This window comes from Streptomyces sp. NPDC005202 (genome assembly GCF_040608235.1).
Lineage (GTDB): Bacteria > Actinomycetota > Actinomycetes > Streptomycetales > Streptomycetaceae > Streptomyces.
Map to the genome: position 1 here is coordinate 109,139 of NZ_JBEXHW010000016.1, position 22,580 is coordinate 131,718.

Consider the following 22,580-nt stretch of genomic DNA (forward strand, 5'->3'; position numbering starts at 1 on the left):
GCTCGAAACAGCGCGCGGTGAGACGGCCCGGAGCTTTCGCCCCGGGCCGCAGGGCCGCTCGGTGCGGGACGGTCAGCCCCGGTGCACGTCGTTCGTCGCCTCGATCTTCTGCCACGACTTCGGCCGGACGGGCGCGATCGCCGCCTGCGCGAGCGACGCGGTGCGCGCCGCGGGCGCCGCCGGCTTGGACGGCTGGAACAGCCAGGTGTCGAAGAGCCCCGCCAGCGGCCTGCCGGACACCTGCTCGGCGTACTTCTGGAAGTCCGCGACCGAGGCGTTGCCGTAGGCGTGCTCCTTCGGCCAGCCCTTGAGGATGGCGAAGAACGCGTCGTCGCCGACCTCGTTGCGCAGCGCCTGGATGGCGAGGGCGCCGCGGTCGTAGACGGCGATGTCGAACTGGTCGTCCGGACCCGGGTCACCCGGCTTCACCGTCCAGAAGGCGTCGTCCGCCGGGTGCGAGGCGTACACGTAGTCCGCCAGCTCCTGCGTCGTGCCCTCGCCCTCGTGCTCGGACCACAGCCACTGCGCGTAGCGCGCGAAGCCCTCGTTGATCCAGATGTCCTTCCAGCCCTTGAGCGACACGTCGTCGCCGTACCACTGGTGGGCCAGCTCGTGCACGACGACGGAGGTGTTGGAGCCGTTCGCGAACTGCTTCGGGCTGTAGTACACACGGGTCTGCGTCTCCAGCGCGTACCCGGTGGTGGTGTTGGGAACGTAGCCGCCGGCCGAGCTGAACGGATACGGCCCGAAGTAGCCGCTCAGCCAGTCGACGATCTCCCCGGTGCGCTCCACGCTCGCCCGCGCCGCCCCGTCGTTGTCACCTAGGTCCTTGCTGTAGGCGTTGATGACCGGCACCCCGCCCTCGGACGTGCCCGTCGTGATGTCGAACCTGCCGAGCGCGAGCGTGGCCAGATAGGTCGCCTGCGGCTTGTTCTGCCGCCAGTTGTAGCGGGTCCAGCCGAGCTGGGAACTCGTCGACTGCAGTGTGCCGTTGGAGATGGCCTGGGTGCCGTTGGGCACCGCCACCGACACGTCGTAGGTGGCCTTGTCGCTCGGGTGGTCGTTGCTCGGGAACCACCACCAGGCCGCTTCGGGCTCGTCCGCCGCGACCGCGCCGTCCGGGGTGCGGTGCCAGGTGGTGAAGCCGTACGCACTCTTCGTGGACGGCACACCGCTGTAGCGGACGACGACCGTGATCGGCGTGCCTTTCGCCAGCGGGGTCTTCGGCGTGATCTCCAGCTCGTGCTGACCGGAGGTGGCGAAGGCGGCCTTGGCGCCGTTGATCCGGACCTCGCTCACGTCCAGCAGGAAGTCCAGGTCGAACCGGGACAGGTCCTGCGTGGTCCTCGCCTGGATCGTTGCCGTGCCCTCCAACTGGTCCGTCGCGGGCTGGTACTTCAGCCTGAGGTCGTAGTGGGAGACGTCGTAGCCGCCGTTGCCGTAGTACGGGTAGTAGGGGTCGCCGATGCCCGGCGCGCCAGGGGAGTAGCCTGCGGCCGATGCCGGGATCGCCAGCAACAGGGAGGCCGCCGCGAGTGCGCCCGGCGCGATGATTCTGCGGTGCACGAGAACTCCAAGTCGTAGGGGCACGAGGTGCGTTCGGAGCCTATTGAGTCCCTGCGTTCCAGGGCGATGTCCATGGCCGCTCCTGTCACACGATCGCCATTCGGCCGTCATGAGTGACTCACTCCCATGGGCCTATCTCGGCCACGGGCGTCCCTGTGACCGTCAGCTTCCCTCTTCTGTCCGGCAGTTGACCCCTGTACCGTCCCGCGCATGCCGATACGCATGCGCCTCACGACCTGGAGATCGCTCGTCACGACCGCCACCGCCGTCCTCACGGCCGCACTCCTCACCCCGGCGGCGGCCCACGGCGCCCCGCGCGAAAGCCAGCCGGTCCACTCGTACGCGAACGCCGTCCGCGAGGCCGTCTGGGTGGACACCGGACTCGACGGCGACGGCGACGGGAGGACCGACCGCGTCGCCGCCGACATCGTCCGGCCCCGCGAACCGGCCCGGCAGGCCCGGAAAGTACCCGTGATCATGGACGCCAGCCCGTACTACTCCTGCTGCGGGCGCGGCAACGAGAGCCAGAAGAAGACGTACGACGCAAGCGGCCACGTCGTGCAGATGCCGCTGTTCTACGACAACTACTTCGTGCCCCGCGGCTACGCCTTCGTCGGCGTCGACCTCGCCGGCACCAACCGCTCCGACGGCTGCGTCGACGTCGGCGGCCACTTCGACATCCAGTCCGCGAAGGCCGTCATCGACTGGCTCAACGGCCGTGCCAAGGCCTACACCACCCGCACCGGCTCCACCACGGTCAAGGCGACCTGGACCAACGGCAGGACCGGGATGATCGGCAAGAGCTGGGACGGCACCATCGCCAACGGCGTGGCCGCCACCGGCGTCAAGGGCCTGAAGACCATCGTGCCGATCAGCGCCATCTCCTCCTGGTACGACTACTACTTCGCCAAGGGCGCCCCGCTGTACGACTCCGGGCCCGACCGGCTGTCCGACTACGTCGACAGCCCCGAGGCCCGCGCCAAGTGCGCCGCCGTGCAGAAGAAACTCGTCGACGAGGCCCCCCGCAGCGGCGACTGGACCTCGCTGTGGACCGAGCGCGACTACGTCAAGGACGCGGGCAGGGTGAAGGCGAGCGTATTCCTCGTCCACGGCCTGCAGGACCTCAACGTGCGCACCAAGCACTTCGGCCAGTGGTGGGACGCCCTCGCCAGGAACGGCGTCGAGCGTAAGATCTGGCTCTCCCAGACCGGCCACGTCGACCCCTTCGACTTCCGCCGCGCCACCTGGGTCGACACCCTGCACCGCTGGTTCGACCACGAACTCCTCGGCTACGACAACGGCATCGACCGCGAGCCCATGGCCGACATCGAACGCCACCCCGACCAGTGGGTCACCTCGAAGGCCTGGCCGCCGCGCGGCACGCAGGCGACCACCCTGCGCCCGGCCCCGGGCACGCAGGCCGGCGTCGGCACCCTCGGTCTCCACAAGGCCCGGGGCACCGAGACCTTCACGGACAACCGGCAGCTGAGCGAGACCGACTGGGCCGCGCGGATCGACACGCCGACCGCGGACAAGGCGGGCTTCGTCACCAAGCCGCTCGGCCACGACCTGCGCCTGTCCGGCTCCTCCAAGGTCACCGTCACCGCCACCCCGACCACCTCGACGGCGCACCTGTCCGCCGTCCTCGTCGACCTCGGCCCCGACACCATCCGGGACTACGCCGATGCCGCCGAGGGCATCACCACACTCACCGACCGCACCTGCTGGGGTGCGAGCACCTCGGGCGACAGTGCCTGCTTCAAGGAGACCAAGGCCAGGACGGCCGCCGTGGACTACACGGTCTTCAGCCGAGGCTGGGCCGACCTCGGCAACTACGCCTCCGATCGGAAGGGCCTTCCGCTCACCCCGGGCAAGGCGTACACCATCACGCTGGACCTCGCGGCCACGGACCACGTCGTCCCCAAGGGCCACCGTCTGGCGCTGATCGTCGCGGGGACGGACAAGGACCTCATCGACCCTCCGTCGAGCACCCCGACGCTCACCCTGGATCTGTCCGGTACGTCGGCCAAGGTCCCGCTGGTCGGTGGTGCGGCGGCGTTCGCCCGCGCCACGGCCGGTCCGGCATCCGCCGGCTCCACGGCTCGGACACCGGGCGGCGTAGGGGCACCGCGTACCGTCCACCGGATTCCCGGGCACTGACGAGCTCAGGCGGCCGGACCCGCCGGCCCGGCCGCCTGACGCGCACACCCCCACGCCACGGTGACCCCGGCCCCGCCGTGCCCGTAGTTGTGCACCAGCACCCGCCCGCCCGGCAGCGCCTCGCGCTCCAGCCGCACCGCGTGCCGCGCCGGACGCAGCCCCACCCGGTGCTCCAGCACCCGCGCCCCGGCGATCTCCGGCCGGAAGGCCGCACACCGTGCGACGATCTGCTCGGCCACCGCCGGGTCGGGCGTCAGGGACCACGCGTCCTCCTCGGCCGTACCGCCGAGGACGAGCCCGCCCGGCTGCGGAAAGAAGTACGTGGACGTGGCCGAGGCATGGTCGACGGACGTCAGCCATGTCGTGATCCCCGGGTTCTCCACGACGACGAGCTGACCCCGCACGGGACGCACCGCCGGATCCGGTACGAGGTCCCGGGCGCCCAGACCCGTGCAGTTCACCACGACGGGGGCGTCGACCTCGGCCAGATCCGTCACCGTGCGCTCCTCGACCGTGCCGCCGGCCTTCAGCAGCCGCTCCCTGAGCCACGGCAGATGAACCGACATGTCGATCAGCGGCAGCCGCGCCCACAGCGCCGTCCCGGTGTACTCCGCGGCGTGCGCCGCGCGCAGTCCCGGCACCCGCGCCGCCCACGGACCCAGTTCGTCCAGCCGAATCCCGCCGTGTACGCCCTCGACCATGCGTACGCCCGTCTCCTCGGGCCGCGCCGTCAACTCCTCGTACACGAGCAGGGATTCGAGCGCCCAGTCCCCGACGAGCGACTCGGGTTCGATCCGGTACGGCCACCACAGCGCCCCGGCAACCGCCGAAGTGGTCCGCTCGGCCGGTTCCCGCGTCCACAGCCGCACCCGCCCGCCGCGCTCGGCCAGCACGACGGCCGTCGTCAGCCCGATGACCCCACCGCCGACCACGACGACATCGCCGTGCAGTGCACTCTCCATGCGGGGACCGTAGCGGAATGTGTCATGCCGCGCTCACATCGGTCCCGCGCTGGGGATACTCAGAGCATGTCTGCCGAGTACGCGACCTTCGGCCTGGCCCCGGCGATGCGGGCCGGCGAGATCCTCGCCGACGGCGGCTACCAGGTCCACCGGGACTTCGTGGACTTCGTCGTGGACGGGCGCCCGCTGCTGTTCCGGCTCTCCGACCTGGACGCCGTCTCCCCGCTCGCCTCGGACGTCCCGCCCGCGATCTTCACGGCGCAGGTCCGCAGCCTGCTGCTGGAGACCGAGGCGCCGCTGCCCGACGGCCGGTACGTCATCTACGGCTGCCCCGAGTGCGCGGACCTGGCCTGCGGCGCGGTCACCGCCGTCATCGAGCAGGCCGGCGACGACTACGTCTGGCGGGACTTCGCCTGGCAGACGGACGAACTCGCCGACCTGGAGCTCAACGGCTACCACGGGTTCGGTCCGTTCCGCTTCCACGGCGCCGAGTACCGCGCGGCGCTGAGCTCCCTCCTGGACGGCGGCGAGCCCGCCCACCGCCGCCGGGTGCTGCTGATCGGCGCCGGCGTGGCCGTCCTCGCCAAGCTCGCCGCCGCCCTGCGCGGCATCGGCATCGGCGCCGACATCACCCGCGACGCCACCCACGTCCCCGTCGAGGAACTGCGCCAGTACGGTGCCGTCGCCTTCGGCCGGGCGATCAGTGCGCAGGAACGGGCCGCCGTACGCCGCTCCTTCGAGCACGCGGGGGTCGAGGTGGCCTACGTCGACGGACTCGCCCCGATCGTCCCGCTCCTCGTCGCCCAGATCGAACACGCCCTGGAGCGCAGCCCCGTGGCGCAGCGCCGCCTGACCCGCCTGGTCGCCGCCGACGGCGCGGCGGGCGTCGAGGTCACCTCGTCCTGCCGGGTCCGCCTCACCGCATACCGCCTCGACCGTCTCTCCCGCACCCATACCCACGAGGTCTTCGACGGCGTCCTGGAGCCGGGCCGCCACCGGATCCCGCTGGATTCCCGGGCGGTGAAGGGGGAGTCGTTCGTGGTGGCGCGGACGTCGGGGAGCGTGCTTGTGGAGGCGATGGCGCACTGAGTGCCGGGCGGCGCACGGCCGTTAGGATCGCGGTCTGATGACTGCCACCCTCGTCGCCAAGAACCTCGCCGCCGGCCACGGCGACCGCGCGCTGTTCACCGGACTCGACCTCGTCGTCGCCCCCGGAGACGTGATCGGGCTGGTCGGTGCCAACGGAGCGGGCAAGTCCACGCTGCTGAGGATGCTCGCCGGGCTGAGCACCCCGGAGCAGGGCGAGCTCAGGCTGTCCCCGCCGACGGCCACGGTCGGCCATCTGCCGCAGGAGCCGGAGCGGCGCCCGGGCGAGACCGTACGGGAGTTCCTCGCCCGCCGCACCGGGGTTGCCGCCGCCCAGCGGGCGATGGACGAGTCCACGCAGGCGCTCGTCGACGGGGCACCGGGCGCGGACGACGCGTATGCGACCAGCCTGGAGCGGTGGCTCGGCCTCGGTGGCGCCGATCTCGACGAGCGCGCGGAGGAGGTTGCCGACTCGCTCGGCCTGGCCGTCGACCTCGACCAGCCGATGACGTCCCTGTCCGGCGGCCAGGCGGCCCGCGCGGGCCTTGCCTCCCTGCTGCTGTCCCGCTACGACGTCTTCCTGCTCGACGAGCCGACCAACGACCTCGACCTGGACGGCCTGGAGCGGCTGGAGCGGTTCGTGACCGGCCTGCGGGCCGGGACGGTCGTCGTCAGCCACGACCGCGAGTTCCTCACCCGCACCGTCACCAAGGTCCTCGAACTCGACCTCGCCCAGCGGCAGGTCAACCTCTTCGGCGGCGGCTACGCGGCCTACCTGGAGGAGCGGGAGGTCGCCCGGCTGCACGCCCGCGAGAACTACGAGGAGTACGCCGGCAAGAAGGCCGCCCTGCAGGAACGCGCCCAGATGCAGCGCGCCTGGATGGACAAGGGCGTGAAGAACGCCCGGCGCAAGGCCGGCAGCGACAACGACAAGATCGGCCGCAAGTTCCGCAGCGAGGCCAGCGAGAAGCAGGCGGCGAAGGGCCGCCAGACCCAGCGCATGATCGAGCGCCTGGAAGTCGTCGAGGAGCCGCGCAAGGAGTGGGAGCTGCGCATGGAGATCGCGGCGGCCCCGCGCTCCGGCGCGGTGGTCGCCACGCTCCGGGACGCGGAGGTACGGCGCGGCGACTTCGTGCTCGGCCCGGTGTCGCTGCAGATCGACTGGGCGGACCGGGTGGCGGTGACGGGTGCGAACGGTGCGGGCAAGTCGACACTGCGCGGCGCGCTGCTGGGGCGTGTCCCCCTGGACGCCGGCCACGCCGCCCTCGGTTCGGGGGTGCTGGTCGGCGAGATCGACCAGGCGCGCAGGCTGTTCCACGGCTCCGACTCCCTGCTCGACGCCTTCTGCGCGGCGGTCCCGGACACGGAGCCCGGCGACGTCCGCACACTGCTCGCCAAGTTCGGCCTGACAGCGGACCACGTCCTGCGTCCGGCGGCGACCCTCTCCCCGGGCGAGCGCACCCGGGCCGCCCTCGCCCTCCTCCAGGGCCGGGGTGTCAACCTCCTGGTCCTGGACGAGCCGACCAACCACCTGGACCTGCCGGCCATCGAGCAACTGGAATCGGCCCTGGACGCCTACGAGGGCACGCTGCTCCTGGTCACCCACGACCGCCGGATGCTGGACGCGGTACGGGTGACCCGCCGCCTGGAGGTGGCGGACGGCAAGGTGACCGAGCCTGGGTGAGACTTCGACGGGGCATCACCTCGCTCCGCCCGCCCCACGGCACGCGGCCGACCGCATCCAGGGGCGAAGCGCCGTCCAAGCGTTTGCTCACCGCAGGTGCGTCGCCAGGCCGGGTTAGTCGATCACGCAGCCGTCTGCGTCGAACTCCAGGTCGCTGCGGAAGCCGCCCGAGGCGTAGCGGACGCGGGCGCCGTGCCCGGTGCGGCCGAGGTGGGTGTACGTCTGCCGGGACGGCCGCACGGTCAGGTCGGGCACGGACACCCAGGCCAAGAGGAACTCCTGCGCGCCGGGCATCCGATGAAGCCCGTGCCGGAGCACCGGCATGGTGTTGGTGAGCGGGCACAGTCCGAGATCGCAGTCGAGCGGGCCGTCGACATCCGGCCGCGGCTCGCCGTTCGCGGTCCACCTGCCCTCGCCGTCGTGCTGGAGGTCGAGGGCGCGGACACCGGTCGCGGTCTTTGCCGTCACGCTCAGCCCACAGGTGACGTAGCCGTCGGAGGTGTCGAGTTCGTACGTGATCCAGTACGGCTCCGGGACGGTCCCGACGGCACGGCCGTGCGCCCCCAGCGCCCCCTCGCCGAACACGGTCCAGGAGGTCTCGTACCCGTTGCTCGCGGTGACGTCCCAGGTGATGACGCCTGTCGTCGACATGCCGTCACCTTACGGGCGGGCCGGGCCCGGACTCTCCTGCCCTGCTGGAGAGTCCGGGCCCGGACGCCGTCAGCGTCGGCCGTTCTTCGGGTCGAGCAGGCCCGCGCGGCGCAGGGCGTCGGCCATCGCGCTGTTGGCCGGCGGGGGCGCCTGACGGGAGCCTCCGCCGGCGCCGCCGCGGCCCTGCCCGCCACCCCCGCCGCGGCCCTGGCGCTGCTGCGGCGGACGCCCGCCGCGCCGGCCCCGCTCGCCGCCGCCCTGCCGGTCCTGGGGCGCCGCCTCGTCGTCCAGACGCAGCGTCAGCGAGATCCGCTTGCGCGGGATGTCGACGTCCAGGACCTTCACCTTGACGATGTCGCCGGGCTTGACGACGTCGCGCGGGTCCTTCACGAACGTCTTCGACATCGCCGAGACGTGCACCAGACCGTCCTGGTGGACGCCGACGTCCACGAAGGCGCCGAACGCGGCGACGTTGGTGACGACGCCCTCCAGGATCATCCCGGCGGACAGGTCGGAGATCTTCTCGACGCCTTCCTTGAACGTGGCCGTCCTGAAGGCGGGCCGCGGGTCGCGACCGGGCTTCTCCAGCTCCTTCAGGATGTCGGTGACCGTCGGCAGACCGAACGTGTCGTCCACGAAGTCGGCCGGGCGCAGCGAGCGCAGCACCGCCGTGTTGCCGATGAGGGAGGCCACCTCCTGACCCGTGGCCTTCACCATCCGGCGGACGACGGGGTAGGCCTCGGGGTGCACGCTGGAGGCGTCCAGCGGGTCGTCGCCGCCGCGGATCCGCAGGAAGCCCGCGCACTGCTCGTACGCCTTCGGGCCGAGCCGGGGCACCTTCTTCAGCTCGGACCGGGACCTGAACGGCCCGTTGGCGTCGCGGTGCGCCACGATGTTCTCGGCCAGCCCGGAGGTGATGCCGGACACCCGCGCGAGTAGCGGCACGGACGCCGTGTTGACGTCGACACCGACGCCGTTCACACAGTCCTCGACCACCGCGTCCAGCGAGCGGGACAGCTTCACCTCGGACAGGTCGTGCTGGTATTGGCCGACGCCGATCGACTTGGGGTCGATCTTCACCAGCTCGGCCAGCGGGTCCTGCAGCCGGCGGGCGATGGAGACCGCGCCGCGCAACGAGACGTCCAGGTCCGGCAGCTCCTGGGAGGCGTAGGACGACGCCGAGTACACCGACGCGCCCGCCTCGGACACCATCACCTTCGTGAGCTTCAACTCCGGGTGCCTGGCGATGAGTTCCCCGGCGAGCTTGTCGGTCTCGCGGGACGCCGTGCCGTTGCCGATGGCGACGAGCTCGACCGCGTGCTCCTTGGCGAGCCGCGCCAGCTTGGCGATCGCCTCGTCCCACTTGTTGGCCGGGACGTGCGGGTAGATGACGTCCGTGGCGACGACCTTGCCGGTCGCGTCCACCACGGCCACCTTCACGCCCGTGCGGAAGCCGGGGTCGAGCCCGAGCGTGGCGCGGGTGCCGGCCGGGGCCGCGAGCAGCAGGTCGCGCAGATTCGCCGCGAACACGTTGACGGCCTCGTCCTCGGCGGCAGTGCGCAGCCTCATACGCAGGTCGATGCCGAGGTGCACGAGGATGCGGGTGCGCCAGGCCCAACGCACCGTGTCCAGCAGCCACTTGTCGGCGGGACGGCCGCGGTCGGCGATCCCGAAGCGGTTGGCGACGATCCCCTCGTACGACGACGGGCCGTCCGTCGGCTCCTCGGGCTCCAGGACGAGGTCGAGGACCTCCTCCTTCTCGCCGCGCAGCATCGCGAGGATGCGGTGCGAGGGCAGCTCGGTGAACGGCTCGGCGAAGTCGAAGTAGTCGGCGAACTTGGCGCCCGCCTCCTCCTTGCCCTCCCGCACCTTGGCGGCCAGCCGCCCGCGCACCCACATGCGCTCGCGCAGCTCGCCGATCAGGTCGGCGTCCTCGGAGAACCGCTCGGTGAGGATCGCTCGGGCCCCGTCCAGCGCGGCCTGCGGGTCGTCGACCCCCTTGTCGGGGTCGACGAAGGCGGCGGCCGCGGCGAGCGGTTCCACCGTCGGGTCGCCGAGCAGCCCCTCGGCCAGCGGCTCCAGGCCCGCCTCACGCGCGATCTGCGCCTTCGTCCGCCGCTTCGGCTTGAACGGAAGGTAGATGTCCTCCAGGCGCGCCTTGGTCTGCGCACCGCGGATCTGCGCCTCCAACTCCTCGGTGAGCTTGCCCTGCTCGCGCACCGACTCCAGGATCGCGGTCCGTCGCTCCTCCAGCTCCCGCAGATAGCGCAGCCGCTCCTCGATCGTGCGCAGCTGCGCGTCGTCGAGCATTTCGGTCGCTTCCTTGCGGTAGCGGGCGATGAAGGGCACCGTCGAACCGCCGTCGAGCAGCTCCACGGCGGCCTTGACCTGCCGCTCCCGTACGCCGAGCTCCTCGGCGATCCTGCCTTCGATGGACCCTACGAGGGGTGTCGTCACGATCCCGTACCGCCTTCTCCACTTCGGGTTGCGCGGCAATTGTGGCAGGTGGCACCGACAGTCGGGGATCAGGGCGACACGCGGCGGGGCGGGGCCCGTCTCCAGGCCCCTGCCGCCGCGCCTCTCTCAGGCCCTGCTGCCGCGTGTCGAGGCCGAGGCCCCGCCGAAGAGCCGGGCCAGGGCCCGGAACGGCAGTGTCACCACCGTGGCGATCGCCCCGCCGATCTGCCGCAGCACGTCTGCAATGGCACGGAACACGGACCATTCCTTCCTTCTCCCGGCCATAGGCCTCTCCCGGCCGTAGGCTCTGCCGGCCACACTGACCGTGCGAAGCACGGATACCTCAGCCCTTGCCGACCATGCCCTCCGGGAACGCTCCTGCGGCCAGGGCCCGCTTCAGCAGGCCCGTCGCCAGCTCCGTGAGCCGCTCCACACCCGCGGCGCCCAGGTACTCGTACGGTGCCCGGTCGAGCCGGTCCGTCTCCGCCTCGATCTCCTCGCGCAGGGCGGTCCCCGCCTCGGTCAACTCGCCGTCGGCGGACAGCAGCCCGCGCTCCCGCAGTCGGTCGGCAGCCGCGTCCCAGTCGTCCCGGCTCCAGCCGCGTGTGGCCCGAATCCACTTCGGCGCCATCCCCTTGCCGGTGGCGGTATGGCTCACCAGAGCCTCCACGGGGTCGAGCTCCGCGTTGAGCAGGACGGCCAGATGGCCGTCGCCACGGTGCTCTCGGAGCAGCGTCGCCGCGTGCCAGAGCGCCAGATGAGGCTCGTCCGGCACAGGAAGGTCGGCGTGCGCCGCATACAGGGGGCGCGCGGTCCTGTCGCACGCCTGTGCCGCCCGCAGCGCGAGCTCAGCGGCTTCGGCCACCTCCTTGGAGGCGATCACCTCCTCACCGAGGAGTCGGCGCAGCGTCGCGTCGACGGCACGCGCGCGTGCCGCGAGCACGTCCTCGGCGGACGCGGTCCGCCACACCTCGGGTATGTGCCGCGCCACGAACTCGTACCGGAAGTTGTAGAACGTCGCTGTCACGGTTCCCGCGCCCACCGGGCCCATTGCCGCCGCCCGCACGGCGAAGTACGCGGCGTTGCGGTCGCTCACCCCGATCCCGGCCAGCTCCTTGCCGAGGTCCGGTGAGAAGTAATGGGTCGAGTGCAGCGGATTGAGGACGTGGTGACAGCGGCGTCCCGCGCGGGGCGGCAGTGATGTGTTCATGGCGGAAGGTTACCGACTGGTCGGTACGTGGTGGAACGGTTGGCCCGCCATGGCAGAAAGGGTGGGGAATACATCATTGCGGCCACGAGTGCGCCCGCGAAGAATCGACGCATGGTGCAGCGAACCGTTCTCGTCGCCGTCTTCGACGGGGTGCAGAGCCTCGACATCACCGGCCCCGTGGAGGTCTTCGCGGGCGCCGAGAAGCACACGCCGGGGACGTACCGCCTCCGTACGGCCTCCCTGGACGGCGGCTCCGTGCGCACCTCCAGCGGCCTGACCCTCGTACCGGACGAGGCTGTCGCCGACGTGTCCGACCCGCACACGTTGCTCGTCCCCGGTGCTCAGGGCACCCGCCGTCCCGATCCGCGCCTCATCGACTGGCTGCGCGCCCACGGGCCGCGCGCGGAGCGCCTCGTCTCCGTGTGCACCGGGGCGGTCCTGCTGGCCGAGGCGGGCCTGCTGGACGGGCGCCGCGCCACGACCCACTGGGCGTACTGCACAGGCCGTCCAGCTGTTGATCGAGTACGACCCGCAGCCGCCGTACGACGCGGGCTCGCCGGACAAGGCACCCGCTCACCTCGTGCAGGAGTTCCGCGCGGGCAGCCGCTTCAGCCTGACGTAGGAACGCTCCACGAGAAGCGCGGCGGCCTGCGCTCCAGGAACGCGGCGACCCCCTCCGCGGTGTCGCCGCTGCTGCGCGCCTGCCCGGCCCAGTACGCGTCCCGGTCCGTGCGGCCGTTCGCGAACTCCTTCGCCGCGGCCTGCGTCAGCTGTGAGCGGGCAGTGAGGATCCGCATGAACTCCGTGACGCGCTTGCCGAGTTCGCCCTCCGGCAGCACCTCGTCGACCAGCCCCGTGCGCAGCGCCCGCTCCGCATCGATCAACTCGCCAGAGAACAGCAGGTACTTGGCGGTGGCCGGACCCACCAGGGACACCAACCGCCGGGTGGAGGAGGCCGGGTAGACGATCCCGAGCTTCGCCGGCGTCACCCCGAACAGCGCACCCGCCTCGGCGAACCGCAGATCGCAGGCCGCCGCCAGCTGGGCGCCGCCGCCCACGCAGTGCCCGCGGACCGCCGCCAGCGTGGGCTTCGGGAATGCGGCCAGCGCCTCCTCCGCCTGCACGGCGAGATGCTGCGCCTCGCCCGGCGAGCCCTGCAGGGTGGAGATGTCGGCCCCGGCGCAGAACGTGCCGCCCTCACCGGTCAGCACCAGCGCCCGCACGCCCGGATCGGCCGCCAGGGAATCGAGGAGCGGCGGCAGCGCCCGCCACATCGCGGCCGTCATGGCGTTGCGCTTGGCCGGGTGGTGGACGACGACGGTGGCGACCGTGTCGGTGACGTCGTGCAGCAGCTGCGGCTCCATGCGCCGGATGCTATCCGCCGGACCGAGCGTTTGATCAAGAAGGGGAGGGGGAGAGTTAACGACGCGGCGGCAAAGCGGATGAAAAGGAAGAAAGCGGGGGTGGGGTGCGGCACTGAGGAGGCGCTGATGGCCAGGTCCACCAAGCCCCGGGGCGAAGCGGCGAAGATGCGCCGAGGCTTCAGCTGGCTCGCCGCACTCGGCGTGATCCTGGTGATCGCCGGGGTCGTCGGACTCGTCTACACCGCCGCCGTCACCCTGACCTCCATGCTCCTGTTCGGCTGGCTGCTGCTGATCGGCGGGATCGTGGGGCTGCTCCACGCGATCCAGTCGCGCGGCTCCAACTTCTTCTGGCTCGGCGTGATCGTCGCGGCCCTGAACATCGCCGCGGGTGTGGTGCTCATCCGCCAGCCCCACGCGGCCGCCGCCGCGCTCACCATGTTCGCCGCCCTGCTGTTCCTCGCGGGCGGCCTGTTCCGGCTGGTCGGCAGCCTGGTGGTGCGCGGCCCCCAGTTCGGCTGGACCCTCTTGCTGGGCGCCTTCGACCTGCTGCTCGGCATCCTCGTCCTGGCCTCCTGGCCGAGCAGCAGCCAGTACGTCATCGGCGCCTTCTTCTCCCTGGCGCTGCTCTTCGACGGGCTCGGCCTGCTCGCGACCGGCTACGGCGGCCGCCGCATCGTCGGCATGGTCTCCGACCGGCTGGCCTAGGCGGACGGAGCGTGGGTGCCGGTCGGACGAGGCGGCCCGCCAAACCCGTACAACCCGAAGAGTTCGCGAAGTCGGCGCAGGGAGGACAGGAGCGGTCCCCGACGCGACCGTGTCATACGCAGGCGGTCACAAAGCGCTCGAAACCAGCTGACTTGTGTTCAGTCCTTGGGGGCGGAGCCGTGCGTTACCAACACTCGACGTGTGGTGACAATCGAGCGCAAGGGTGGCGACCGGACGATGGAGAACCACGGGCGCGGGTACGGCCCACGCCCAGAAGGCGGCGCGGGGGCACCCCTGGACGCCGGGCCGCCGGCTCCACTGCCGTACGAGGGGGTCTGGCGGTTCACCGCTCCCGCCGTCGACGCCTCGGTCCCGCAGGCCCGGCACGCCGTACGGGACCTGCTGCTGCGCCAGGGGGTGCCGGCGTCGGACGACCTGGTCCACGGCCTGCTGCTGATCGTCTCCGAGCTGGTCACGAACGCCGTGCGGCACGCGGCGCTGCTGTCGCCGATGCTCGCCGTGGAGGTCGCCGTCGGCACCGAGTGGGTGCGGGTGTCCGTCGAGGACAACCACCCCTACCGCCCGACCGCCCTGGAGGCCGACCACGGACGGACCGGCGGGCGCGGACTGCTCCTGGTCCGTGAGATCGCCCGGGAAGCGGGCGGGGTGTGCGACGTCGAGCACACGGCGAGCGGCGGCAAGGTGATCTGGGCCGCCCTGCCGCTCAAACCCGCGCGGTAGCCCGCCGGTCGGCGGGGGCGGGGAGTGGCTCACCAGCCGGCGGACGGACCCGTCAGCTCCCTGATCGCGGGGCGGGCCGCGTCCAGCACGGTCAGGAACCAGGACGAGAAGGTGTCCTTCGCGTGCCGCTCCGCCAGCTCGGCGGGGGTCACGAACGACGTGGCGCCGACCTCCTCCTCATCCGGCCGCAGCGGGGACTGCACCAGGCCGACGAAGAGGTGGTTGTACTCCTGCTCCACCAGGCCCGAGTCCGGGTCCGGGTGGTTGTAGCGGACCGTGCCCGCCTCGGCGAGCAGCGACGGGGAGACCCCGAGCTCCTCGTACGTCCGCCGGGCCGCCGCCGCGAACGGCGCCTCGCCGGGGTAGGGGTGGCCGCAGCAGGTGTTGGACCACACGCCGGGGGAGTGGTACTTGCCGAGGGCCCGCTGCTGCAGCAGCAGCCGGCCGTGCTCGTCGAAGAGGAACACGGAGAAGGCGCGGTGCAACTGTCCCGGTGGCTGATGGGCAGCGAGCTTCTCCGCGGTGCCGATCGTCACGCCGTCCTCGTCGACCAGTTCGAGCAAAATCGCGTCCGCGGTGCCGTTCGACGAGTTGTGCGTCGCTGTGGCAGGAGTGATCGGCATACCCATCCTTCACATCGGTCCTCGAGCCCCAAGTCTGCCGCACGAAACCGGCACTCCCGGCACTTCGCGGCACTCCCGCATGTCCTGCGCGGCGGCGCAGACCGCGGCCGTCACCGGTCGGACGCCGGAAGAGGGACCCGGTAGCTGATCGTGTCCGGTGGAACCGACCCGGAACCGTCCGAGCGCCTCGAGGAGGAGGACGCAAGGGCGCCCCGGATCGCTGCGTTCCGCCGGGGGTGTCTCAGTGGCACAGGCGCGCCTCGTGCTCCGCGTGTCCGCCCGGCTCCAGCTGGAAGGTGCAGTGCTCCACGTCGAAGTGGTCGCCGAGGCAGCCCTGGAGCTCGTGGAGCATCTTCTCGTGGCCGATGGCGCTCAGGACGTCGGTGCTGACCACCACGTGCGCGGACAGCACCGGAAGACCGGAAGTGATCGTCCAGGCGTGCAGGTCGTGGACGTCCTCGACGCCGTCCAGCGCCAGGATGTGCGCCCGCACCTCGGCCATGTCGACATCCTTCGGGGCCGCTTCCAGCAGGACGTCGAGGGTCTCCCGGAGCAGCTTGAAGGTGCGCGGCACGATCATCACGCCGATGACGAGCGAGGCGATCGGATCGGCGGCCTGCCAGCCGGTGAGCAGGATCACCGCCGCCGAGATCAGCACCGCCAGCGAGCCGAGCGCGTCCGCGGCCACCTCCAGGAACGCGCCGCGCACGTTCAGGCTCTCCTTCTGGCCGCGCACCAGCACCGTCAGCGACACCATGTTCGCGACCAGACCGATCAGACCGAACACGATGGTCAGTCCGCCGGCGGTGTCGGCGGGCGTGACGAACCGCTGGACCGCCTCGTACAGCACGTAGCCGCCGACGCCGAGGAGGAGCAGACAGTTGACGAGCGCGGCGAGGATCTCGGCGCGGGCATAGCCGAAGGTGCGGCTCTCGCTCGGCGGGCGGTTCGCGAAGTGGATGGCGAGCAGGGCCAGGCCGAGGCCGAGGGCGTCGGTCGCCATGTGGGCCGCGTCCGCGATGAGCGCGAGCGAATCCGCGACCACGCCGCCGACGATCTCCACCACCGTCACGGTGAGGGTGATCGACAGTGCGATGCGCAGGGTGCCGCGGTGCGCGGCCGCCGCCGTCCCGGTGGCGGGAGCGCCGTGCGCGTGCCCGTGGTCGTGACCGGCCCCCATGTGACTCCGCCCTCCTGTGTTCCGCCCGGATCACAGTCAACTACGGGCGGGGGATATGGGGCAACGCGGCACTGAACACCGTTGTCATGTGCCCTGACGTGCGCAAACGAACCGCAGGTCAGGGCGTACGGGCCGTCAGGCACCGTGGTGCAGCTGCCACCCCCGCCACGCCGAGGCGATCATCTCCGGTACTTCGCGCCGGGCCCGCCAGCCCAGCTCCGCCGCGGCCCGCTCGGCCGAGGCGACCGCGCGTGGGGCGTCCCCGGGGCGGCGGGCCTCGACGACGGGCGGCCTCCGGTCGCCGGTGACCCGCCGATGACCGTGATCAGTTCGCGGACCGAAACGCCCTCGCAGGGGTGAGTCTGCGCCGAGCGTGAGCCCTGCGTCAGGGTGAGTCCTGCGCCGGCCGTCAGCCCTGCACGCCCCCGTGCCTCCGCCCCCTGCCGCATGCGCCCCGCCCGCCGCATGTGTTCCTCTTGTCTCACTCATCCTGTGCGCCTTCATCCGCCGTGCATCCCGTGCATCCCCGCCGACCGTGCCCCGCGCTCCTGCCGCACATGCCCCAGGGCGCCTCCCCTTTCCCCTTTCCGCACGCGCCCCCCACCGCCGTGCCCGCACGCTATGCCGCGAATGGCCGGATCTGCGGCGGAGTTTGTGACGCGGCGCCGGGATCACCCATGATGATCGCGGTGAAGGCCGCAGCAGACCGCGTTGATCGGCCCGTGAACGGGCGGTGAACGCGGGCTTCCCGTCATCCGATAGCCTCTGCCGACATGCCGCCCGGGTGCCACAGGAAAGCGGCGCCCCCCACCATGCACATGACCGGCGCGGATGCGTCGGCACCCAGGGAGTGAGTTCGGTTGTCGACCGCCATCCTCACCGGTCAGCCGGTCCCCGGATCGTCGATCGAGGGCGATCTGCGGTCCCTCGGCTTCGACGTGCAGGTCGCCGTCGACGCCGCCGACGCCGAGACCCTCCTGGCCCAGGTGCCCGGCGACCAGCGGGTCGCCGTCGTCGACGCCCGGTTCGTCGGTCACCTGCACGCGCTGCGCCTGGGCCTGACCGACCCCCGCTTCCCGCTCGCCGCCCTGCCCGGTGCCGTCACCGCCCAGCCGGCCGGTCGCCAGGCCCTGACCCGCGCGATGGCCCGCGAGAACTCCGCCGGCGGCGGTACGGCACTCGCGGTCGACAGCCTCGCCGACCGCATCGTCGCCGCCCTGGACGCCGACGGCGCCGACGTGCACCGCCCCGAGCTCGGCAGCCTCGTCGCCGCCGTCCCCACCGACCCGCAGGCCCGCAACGAGGCACGGCAGGCCGTCGCCGCCGTCGACGACGAGGCCGTACGCCTGAAGTCCGCCGTGAAAGCCCGCGACGGCTTCTTCACCACCTTCTTCATCAGCCCGTACTCGCGCTACATCGCCCGCTGGTGCGCGCGCCGCGGCCTGACCCCCAACCAGGTCACCACCGCTTCCCTGCTCACCGCCCTGATAGCGGCCGGCTGCGCCGCCACCGGCACCCGCGGCGGCTTCGTCGCCGCCGGCGTGCTGCTCATCGCCTCCTTCGTTCTGGACTGCACCGACGGCCAGCTCGCCCGCTACTCGCTGCAGTACTCCACGCTCGGCGCCTGGCTGGACGCCACCTTCGACCGGGCCAAGGAGTACGCCTACTACGCCGGCCTCGCCCTCGGCGCGGCCCGTGGCGGCGACGACGTGTGGGCCCTCGCCCTCGGTGCGATGGTCCTGCAGACCTGCCGGCACGTGGTCGACTTCTCCTTCAACGAGGCCAACCACGACGCCACTGCCAACACCAGCCCCACCGCCGCCCTCTCCGACCGGCTCGACAGCGTCGGCTGGACGGTCTGGGTGCGCCGGATGATCGTCCTGCCCATCGGCGAGCGCTGGGCGATGATGGCCGTCCTCACGGCCGCCACGACCCCCCGCATCACCTTCTACGCGCTGCTCATCGGCTGCGCCTTCGCGGCGACGTACACCACGGCGGGCCGCGTGCTCCGGTCGGTGACCCGCAAGGCACACCGCACCGACCGGGCGGCGCAGGCGCTGGCGGACCTCGCCGACAGCGGGCCGCTCGCCCAGGGCCTCGCCGGTGCCTCCAAGAACCTCGTGCGGCGGCTGCCCGGCATCACCGCCCCGGCCGTGGCCCTCCTCGGCGGCCTCGCCGTCGTCGCCACCTCGGCCCTGACCGGCTTCGGCGGCCCCTGGCCGGTCCTCGGGGCCGTCGTCTACACCGTCACCTCGGGCCTCGCTGTCGCCCGCCCCCTCAAGGGCGCCCTCGACTGGCTGGTCCCGCCGTTCTTCCGGGCCGCCGAATACGGCACCGTCCTAGGGCTGGCCGCCAAAGCCGGGGTGAACGGAGCGCTCCCTGCGGCTTTCGGCCTGGTGGCCGCCGTCGCCTACCATCACTACGACACGGTGTACCGCATCCGCGGCAACGCCGGAGCGCCCCCAGCCTGGCTGGTGCGCGCCATCGGGGGGCACGAAGGGCGGACGCTGCTTGTCACCGTCCTGGCAGCGCTGCTCACCGCCTCGCAGTTCAAGGCCGCGCTCACGGTTTTCGCCGTGGCCGTCGCCCTGGTGGTGCTCGTCGAGAGCATCCGCTTCTGGGTGTCCGCCCACAAGGGCGGCGCGCCTGCCGTACACGACGAAGGAGAACCCGCATGATCGGCCTCGTGCTGGCGGCCGGCGCCGGACGGCGCCTGCGCCCCTACACCGACACCCTGCCCAAGGCGCTGGTGCCGGTGGGGCCCGCGGGCATAGAGGACAGCATCACGGTGCTCGACCTCACGCTCGGCAACTTCGCCGAGATCGGTTTGCCAGAGGTCGCGATCATCGTCGGCTACCGCAAGGAGGCCGTGTACGAGCGCAAGGCGGCCCTGGAGCAGAAGTACGGCCTCAAGCTCACCCTCATCGACAACGACAAGGCCGAGGAGTGGAACAACGCCTACTCCCTGTGGTGCGGCCGTGACGTCCTCAAGGACGGCGTGATCCTCGCCAACGGCGACACCGTGCACCCGGTCTCCGTCGAGAAGACGCTGCTCGCCGCCCGCGGCGACGGCAAGAAGATCATCCTCGCCCTGGACACCGTGAAGTCGCTGGCCGACGAGGAGATGAAGGTCGTCGTCGACCCCGACAAGGGCGTCCAGAAGATCACCAAGCTGATGGACCCGGCCGAGGCCACCGGCGAGTACATCGGCGTCACCCTCATCGAGGGCGACGCGGCCCCCGAGCTGGCCGACGCGCTGAAGACGGTGTGGGAGACCGACCCGCAGCAGTTCTACGAGCACGGCTACCAGGAGCTGGTCAACCGCGGCTTCCGGATCGACGTTGCGCCGATCGGCGACGTCAAGTGGGTCGAGATCGACAACCACGACGATCTCGCCAAGGGACGGGAGATCGCGTGCCAGTACTGACCCGGCTCATCCCCTCGCCGGTCGTCGTGGACATCCGTCCGGGTGCCCTCGACGACCTGGGCTGCGTGCTCGCCGACGAGCGCATCTCGCACTCCGGCCGCCTCGCCGTCGCCGTGAGCAGCGGCTCCGGCGCCCGGCTGCGCGAGCGGATCGCCCCCTCGCTGCCCGGCGCAACCTGGTACGAGGTGGGCGGCGGCACCCTCGACGACGCGATCCGGCTGGCCGGCGAGATGAAGGCCGGCCACTACGACGCGGTCGTGGGCCTGGGCGGTGGCAAGATCATCGACTGTGCCAAGTTCGCCGCGGCGCGCGTCGGCCTGCCGCTGGTCGCCGTCCCGACGAACCTCGCGCACGACGGTCTGTGCTCCCCGGTCGCGACCCTCGACAACGACGCGGGCCGCGGCTCCTACGGCGTGCCGAACCCGATCGCGGTCGTCATCGACCTGGACGTGATCCGCGAGGCCCCGGCGCGCTTCGTGCGCTCGGGCATCGGCGACGCCGTCTCGAACATCTCCGCCATCGCGGACTGGGAACTGTCCCACCGCGTCAACGGCGAGAAGATCGACGGCCTGGCCGCGGCCATGGCCCGCCAGGCCGGCGAGGCCGTACTGCGGCACCCGGGCGGCATCGGCGACAACGCCTTCCTCCAGGTGCTCGCCGAAGCGCTGGTCCTCAGCGGGATCGCCATGTCGGTGTCGGGCGACTCGCGGCCGTCCTCGGGCGCCTGCCACGAGATCAACCACGCATTCGACCTGCTGTTCCCCAAGCGCGCCGCGAGCCACGGCGAGCAGTGCGGGCTGGGCGCGGCCTTCGCGATGTACCTGCGCGGGGCCCACGAGGAGTCGGCGTACATGGCCGAGGTGCTGCGTCGGCACGGGCTGCCGGTGCTGCCGGAGGAGATCGGCTTCACGGTGGACGAGTTCGTCCGGGTCGTGGAGTTCGCCCCGGAGACCCGGCCCGGCCGCTACACGATCCTCGAACACCTCGACCTCACGACCGAACAGATCAAGGACATCTACGCCGCTTATGTCAAGGCCATCGGTAGCTGAACTGAGACCGGTCGTCCACCCCGAAGGGGTGAAGGACCGGCGCAGCGGTGAGCACTGGGCGGGACGCCTCTACATGCGCGAGGTGTCCCTGCGGGTCGACCGCTACCTGGTCAACACCAGGATCACGCCCAACCAGCTCACGTACCTGATGGTCGTCGCGGGCATCCTCGCGGGCGCGGCACTGCTCGTGCCGGGCCTCGCCGGGGCCCTGCTCGGTGCCGTCCTGATCCAGGTCTACCTGCTCCTGGACTGCGTCGACGGCGAACTCGCCCGCTGGCGCAAGCAGACCTCGATCACCGGTGTCTACCTCGACCGCATCGGCCACTACCTCTCCGAGGCGGCCCTGCTGGTCGGCTTCGGCCTGCGCGGTGCCGACCTGTGGGACGGCTCCGAGAGCCCCGAGTGGCTGTGGGCCTTCCTCGGCACCCTGGCCGCGCTCGGCGCGATCCTGATCAAGGCGGAGACCGACCTGGTCGACGTGGCCCGCGCCCGCAGCGGCCTGCCCGCCGTCAAGGACGAGGCGTCCGTGCCCCGCTCCTCCGGCCTGGCGCTGGCCCGCAGGGCGGCGGCCGCGCTGAAGTTCCACCGCCTGGTCGGCGGCGTCGAGGCCAGCTTGTTCATCCTGCTCGTGGCGATCCTCGACGTCGTCGCCGGCGGCGGCCTGTTCTGGACCCGCCTCGGCATCGCGGTCCTGGCCGGCATCGCGATCCTGCAGACCCTGCTGCACCTTGTGTCCATCCTCGCCTCCAGCAGGCTGCGGTGAGCGCCATGGCTTCTTCGCTGAAGGTCGGCGCGGTGATCATCACCATGGGCAACCGCCCCGACGAGCTCAGGGCCCTGCTGGACTCCGTCGCCAAGCAGGACGGCGACCCCATCGAGGTGGTCGTCGTCGGCAACGGCTCGCCCGTCCCCGACGTCCCCGAGGGCGTCCGGACGATCGAACTGCCCGAGAACCTCGGCATCCCCGGCGGCCGCAACGTCGGCATCGAGGCCTTCGGCCCGAGCGGCGGCAACGTCGACATATTGCTCTTCCTCGACGACGACGGCCTCCTCGCCCACCACGACACCGCCGAGCTGTGCCGCCAGGCCTTCGCGGCCGACCCGAAGCTCGGCATCATCAGCTTCCGCATCGCCGACCCGGACACCGGGCTCACCCAGCGCCGCCACGTTCCCCGGCTGCGCGCCGCCGACCCGATGCGCTCCTCCCGGGTCACCACCTTCCTCGGCGGCGCCAACGCCGTCCGTACCCAGGTCTTTGCCGAAGTCGGCGGGCTGCCGGACGAGTTCTTCTACGCGCACGAGGAAACCGACCTGGCATGGCGGGCCCTCGACGCGGGCTGGATGATCGACTACCGGTCCGACATGGTGCTGTACCACCCGACGACCGCGCCCTCGCGGCACGCGGTCTACCACCGCATGGTCGCCCGCAACCGCGTCTGGCTGGCCCGCCGCAACCTCCCCGCGCTCCTGGTTCCGGTCTACCTCGGGGTCTGGATGCTGCTCACCCTCGTCCGCCGTCCCTCGCGCCCGGCCCTGAAGGCCTGGTTCGGCGGCTTCCGGGAAGGCTGGACCACCTCGTGCGGTCCACGCCGGCCCATGAAGTGGCGCACGGTCTGGCGGCTGACCCGACTGGGCCGGCCTCCCGTCATCTGACAAGCTCGTTCCTTGAGAGCATCGGGCCGCATCCCGGCCCGATGCTCGGGCCATGCCCGCAC

General features: G+C 71.7%; 19 protein-coding genes and 2 pseudogenes. 11 read left to right on the plus strand and 10 right to left on the minus strand.

Translation table 11 applies throughout. The annotated features are described in order from the left end of the window. Positions 1-72 precede the first annotated feature (72 nt). Entirely contained in the window at positions 73-1,566 is a 1,494-nt protein-coding gene (locus tag ABZV31_RS22910; RefSeq protein ID WP_355896818.1) for a M1 family metallopeptidase, read from the minus strand. Between the two features lie 210 nt (positions 1,567-1,776). On the opposite strand from ABZV31_RS22910, the gene ABZV31_RS22915 reads away from it, so the two are divergent. After that, complete coding sequence (locus ABZV31_RS22915) at positions 1,777-3,726, plus strand: Xaa-Pro dipeptidyl-peptidase (RefSeq protein ID WP_355896821.1); 1,950 nt, start codon at positions 1,777-1,779, stop codon at positions 3,724-3,726. 5 nt (positions 3,727-3,731) lie between these two features. Here the strand turns inward: ABZV31_RS22915 and ABZV31_RS22920 are convergent, their stop codons facing one another. Next, positions 3,732-4,688 carry an FAD-dependent oxidoreductase gene (locus ABZV31_RS22920; RefSeq protein WP_355896823.1) on the minus strand — a complete coding sequence of 319 codons (957 nt, stop codon included), beginning with the start codon at positions 4,686-4,688 and terminating at the stop codon, positions 3,732-3,734. 66 nt (positions 4,689-4,754) lie between these two features. Here ABZV31_RS22920 and ABZV31_RS22925 point away from each other — a divergent pair, with 66 nt between their 5' ends. Both ABZV31_RS22925 and ABZV31_RS22930 read left to right on the plus strand, forming a co-directional pair. Continuing rightward, positions 4,755-5,777, plus strand: a complete 1,023-nt coding sequence (locus ABZV31_RS22925; RefSeq protein ID WP_355896826.1) for an oxidoreductase — start codon at positions 4,755-4,757, stop codon at positions 5,775-5,777. 37 nt (positions 5,778-5,814) lie between these two features. Continuing rightward, positions 5,815-7,458, plus strand: coding sequence for an ABC-F family ATP-binding cassette domain-containing protein (locus tag ABZV31_RS22930; protein ID WP_355896829.1), 1,644 nt, complete (start codon positions 5,815-5,817; stop codon positions 7,456-7,458). 114 nt (positions 7,459-7,572) lie between these two features. On the opposite strand, the gene ABZV31_RS22935 is transcribed toward ABZV31_RS22930, so the two are convergent. The 4 genes from ABZV31_RS22935 to ABZV31_RS22950 form a co-directional block, all read right to left on the minus strand. Further along, the gene (locus tag ABZV31_RS22935) at positions 7,573-8,109 is read right to left on the minus strand and encodes a putative glycolipid-binding domain-containing protein (protein WP_355896832.1); all 537 of its coding nucleotides are present in this window, start codon (positions 8,107-8,109) and stop codon (positions 7,573-7,575) included. A 69-nt stretch (positions 8,110-8,178) separates the two neighbouring features. Further along, positions 8,179-10,566, minus strand: a complete 2,388-nt coding sequence (locus ABZV31_RS22940; protein ID WP_355896835.1) for a Tex family protein — start codon at positions 10,564-10,566, stop codon at positions 8,179-8,181. 126 nt (positions 10,567-10,692) lie between these two features. Further along, a complete protein-coding gene (locus tag ABZV31_RS22945; protein WP_355896837.1) occupies positions 10,693-10,824 on the minus strand; it encodes an LPFR motif small protein in 132 nt (43 codons plus the stop codon). A gap of 85 nt (positions 10,825-10,909) precedes the next feature. After that, positions 10,910-11,776 (minus strand): hypothetical protein, encoded by an 867-nt coding sequence (locus tag ABZV31_RS22950; protein WP_355896840.1) that lies wholly within the window; start codon positions 11,774-11,776, stop codon positions 10,910-10,912. A gap of 111 nt (positions 11,777-11,887) precedes the next feature. On the opposite strand from ABZV31_RS22950, the pseudogene ABZV31_RS22955 reads away from it, so the two are divergent. Beyond that, positions 11,888-12,274 (plus strand): annotated as a pseudogene (locus ABZV31_RS22955) (DJ-1/PfpI family protein); the annotation flags it as partial. Between the two features lie 110 nt (positions 12,275-12,384). Here ABZV31_RS22955 and ABZV31_RS22960 read toward each other — a convergent pair. Further along, a complete protein-coding gene (locus ABZV31_RS22960; protein ID WP_355896843.1) occupies positions 12,385-13,140 on the minus strand; it encodes an enoyl-CoA hydratase/isomerase family protein in 756 nt (251 codons plus the stop codon). A 126-nt stretch (positions 13,141-13,266) separates the two neighbouring features. Here ABZV31_RS22960 and ABZV31_RS22965 point away from each other — a divergent pair, with 126 nt between their 5' ends. Further along, positions 13,267-13,845: a DUF308 domain-containing protein gene (locus tag ABZV31_RS22965; protein WP_355896846.1), complete on the plus strand. Its 579-nt coding sequence runs from the start codon at positions 13,267-13,269 to the stop codon at positions 13,843-13,845. A gap of 237 nt (positions 13,846-14,082) precedes the next feature. Then, on the plus strand, positions 14,083-14,586 hold the full coding sequence (locus ABZV31_RS22970) for an ATP-binding protein (protein ID WP_355896905.1): 504 nt from the start codon (positions 14,083-14,085) through the stop codon (positions 14,584-14,586). A gap of 29 nt (positions 14,587-14,615) precedes the next feature. Here the strand turns inward: ABZV31_RS22970 and idi are convergent, their stop codons facing one another. The 3 genes and pseudogenes from idi to ABZV31_RS22985 form a co-directional block, all read right to left on the minus strand. Beyond that, complete coding sequence (gene idi / locus ABZV31_RS22975) at positions 14,616-15,209, minus strand: isopentenyl-diphosphate Delta-isomerase (protein WP_355896849.1); 594 nt, start codon at positions 15,207-15,209, stop codon at positions 14,616-14,618. Between the two features lie 241 nt (positions 15,210-15,450). Continuing rightward, entirely contained in the window at positions 15,451-16,389 is a 939-nt protein-coding gene (locus ABZV31_RS22980; protein ID WP_355896851.1) for a cation diffusion facilitator family transporter, read from the minus strand. Positions 16,390-16,524: 135 nt separating this feature from the next. Continuing rightward, a pseudogene (locus ABZV31_RS22985) lies at positions 16,525-16,739 on the minus strand (UDP-glucose 4-epimerase GalE); the annotation flags it as partial. Positions 16,740-17,249: 510 nt separating this feature from the next. Here ABZV31_RS22985 and ABZV31_RS22990 point away from each other — a divergent pair. Genes ABZV31_RS22990 through ABZV31_RS23010 form a run of 5 tightly spaced genes read left to right on the plus strand, consistent with a single transcriptional unit; the run spans position 17,250 to position 22,518 of the window. Then, positions 17,250-19,067: a DUF5941 domain-containing protein gene (locus tag ABZV31_RS22990; RefSeq protein WP_355896854.1), complete on the plus strand. Its 1,818-nt coding sequence runs from the start codon at positions 17,250-17,252 to the stop codon at positions 19,065-19,067. After that, a complete protein-coding gene (locus ABZV31_RS22995) occupies positions 19,064-19,816 on the plus strand; it encodes a phosphocholine cytidylyltransferase family protein (protein ID WP_355896856.1) in 753 nt (250 codons plus the stop codon). Before ABZV31_RS22990 ends, ABZV31_RS22995 begins: the two co-directional genes overlap by 4 nt. Further along, positions 19,804-20,865, plus strand: a complete 1,062-nt coding sequence (locus ABZV31_RS23000; RefSeq protein ID WP_355896859.1) for an iron-containing alcohol dehydrogenase family protein — start codon at positions 19,804-19,806, stop codon at positions 20,863-20,865. The genes ABZV31_RS22995 and ABZV31_RS23000 overlap by 13 nt, the downstream gene beginning before the upstream one ends. Next, complete coding sequence (locus tag ABZV31_RS23005; protein WP_355896862.1) at positions 20,843-21,628, plus strand: CDP-alcohol phosphatidyltransferase family protein; 786 nt, start codon at positions 20,843-20,845, stop codon at positions 21,626-21,628. The genes ABZV31_RS23000 and ABZV31_RS23005 overlap by 23 nt, the downstream gene beginning before the upstream one ends. A 5-nt stretch (positions 21,629-21,633) precedes the next feature. Then, the gene (locus tag ABZV31_RS23010) at positions 21,634-22,518 is read left to right on the plus strand and encodes a glycosyltransferase (RefSeq protein WP_355896865.1); all 885 of its coding nucleotides are present in this window, start codon (positions 21,634-21,636) and stop codon (positions 22,516-22,518) included. Positions 22,519-22,580 lie beyond the last annotated feature (62 nt).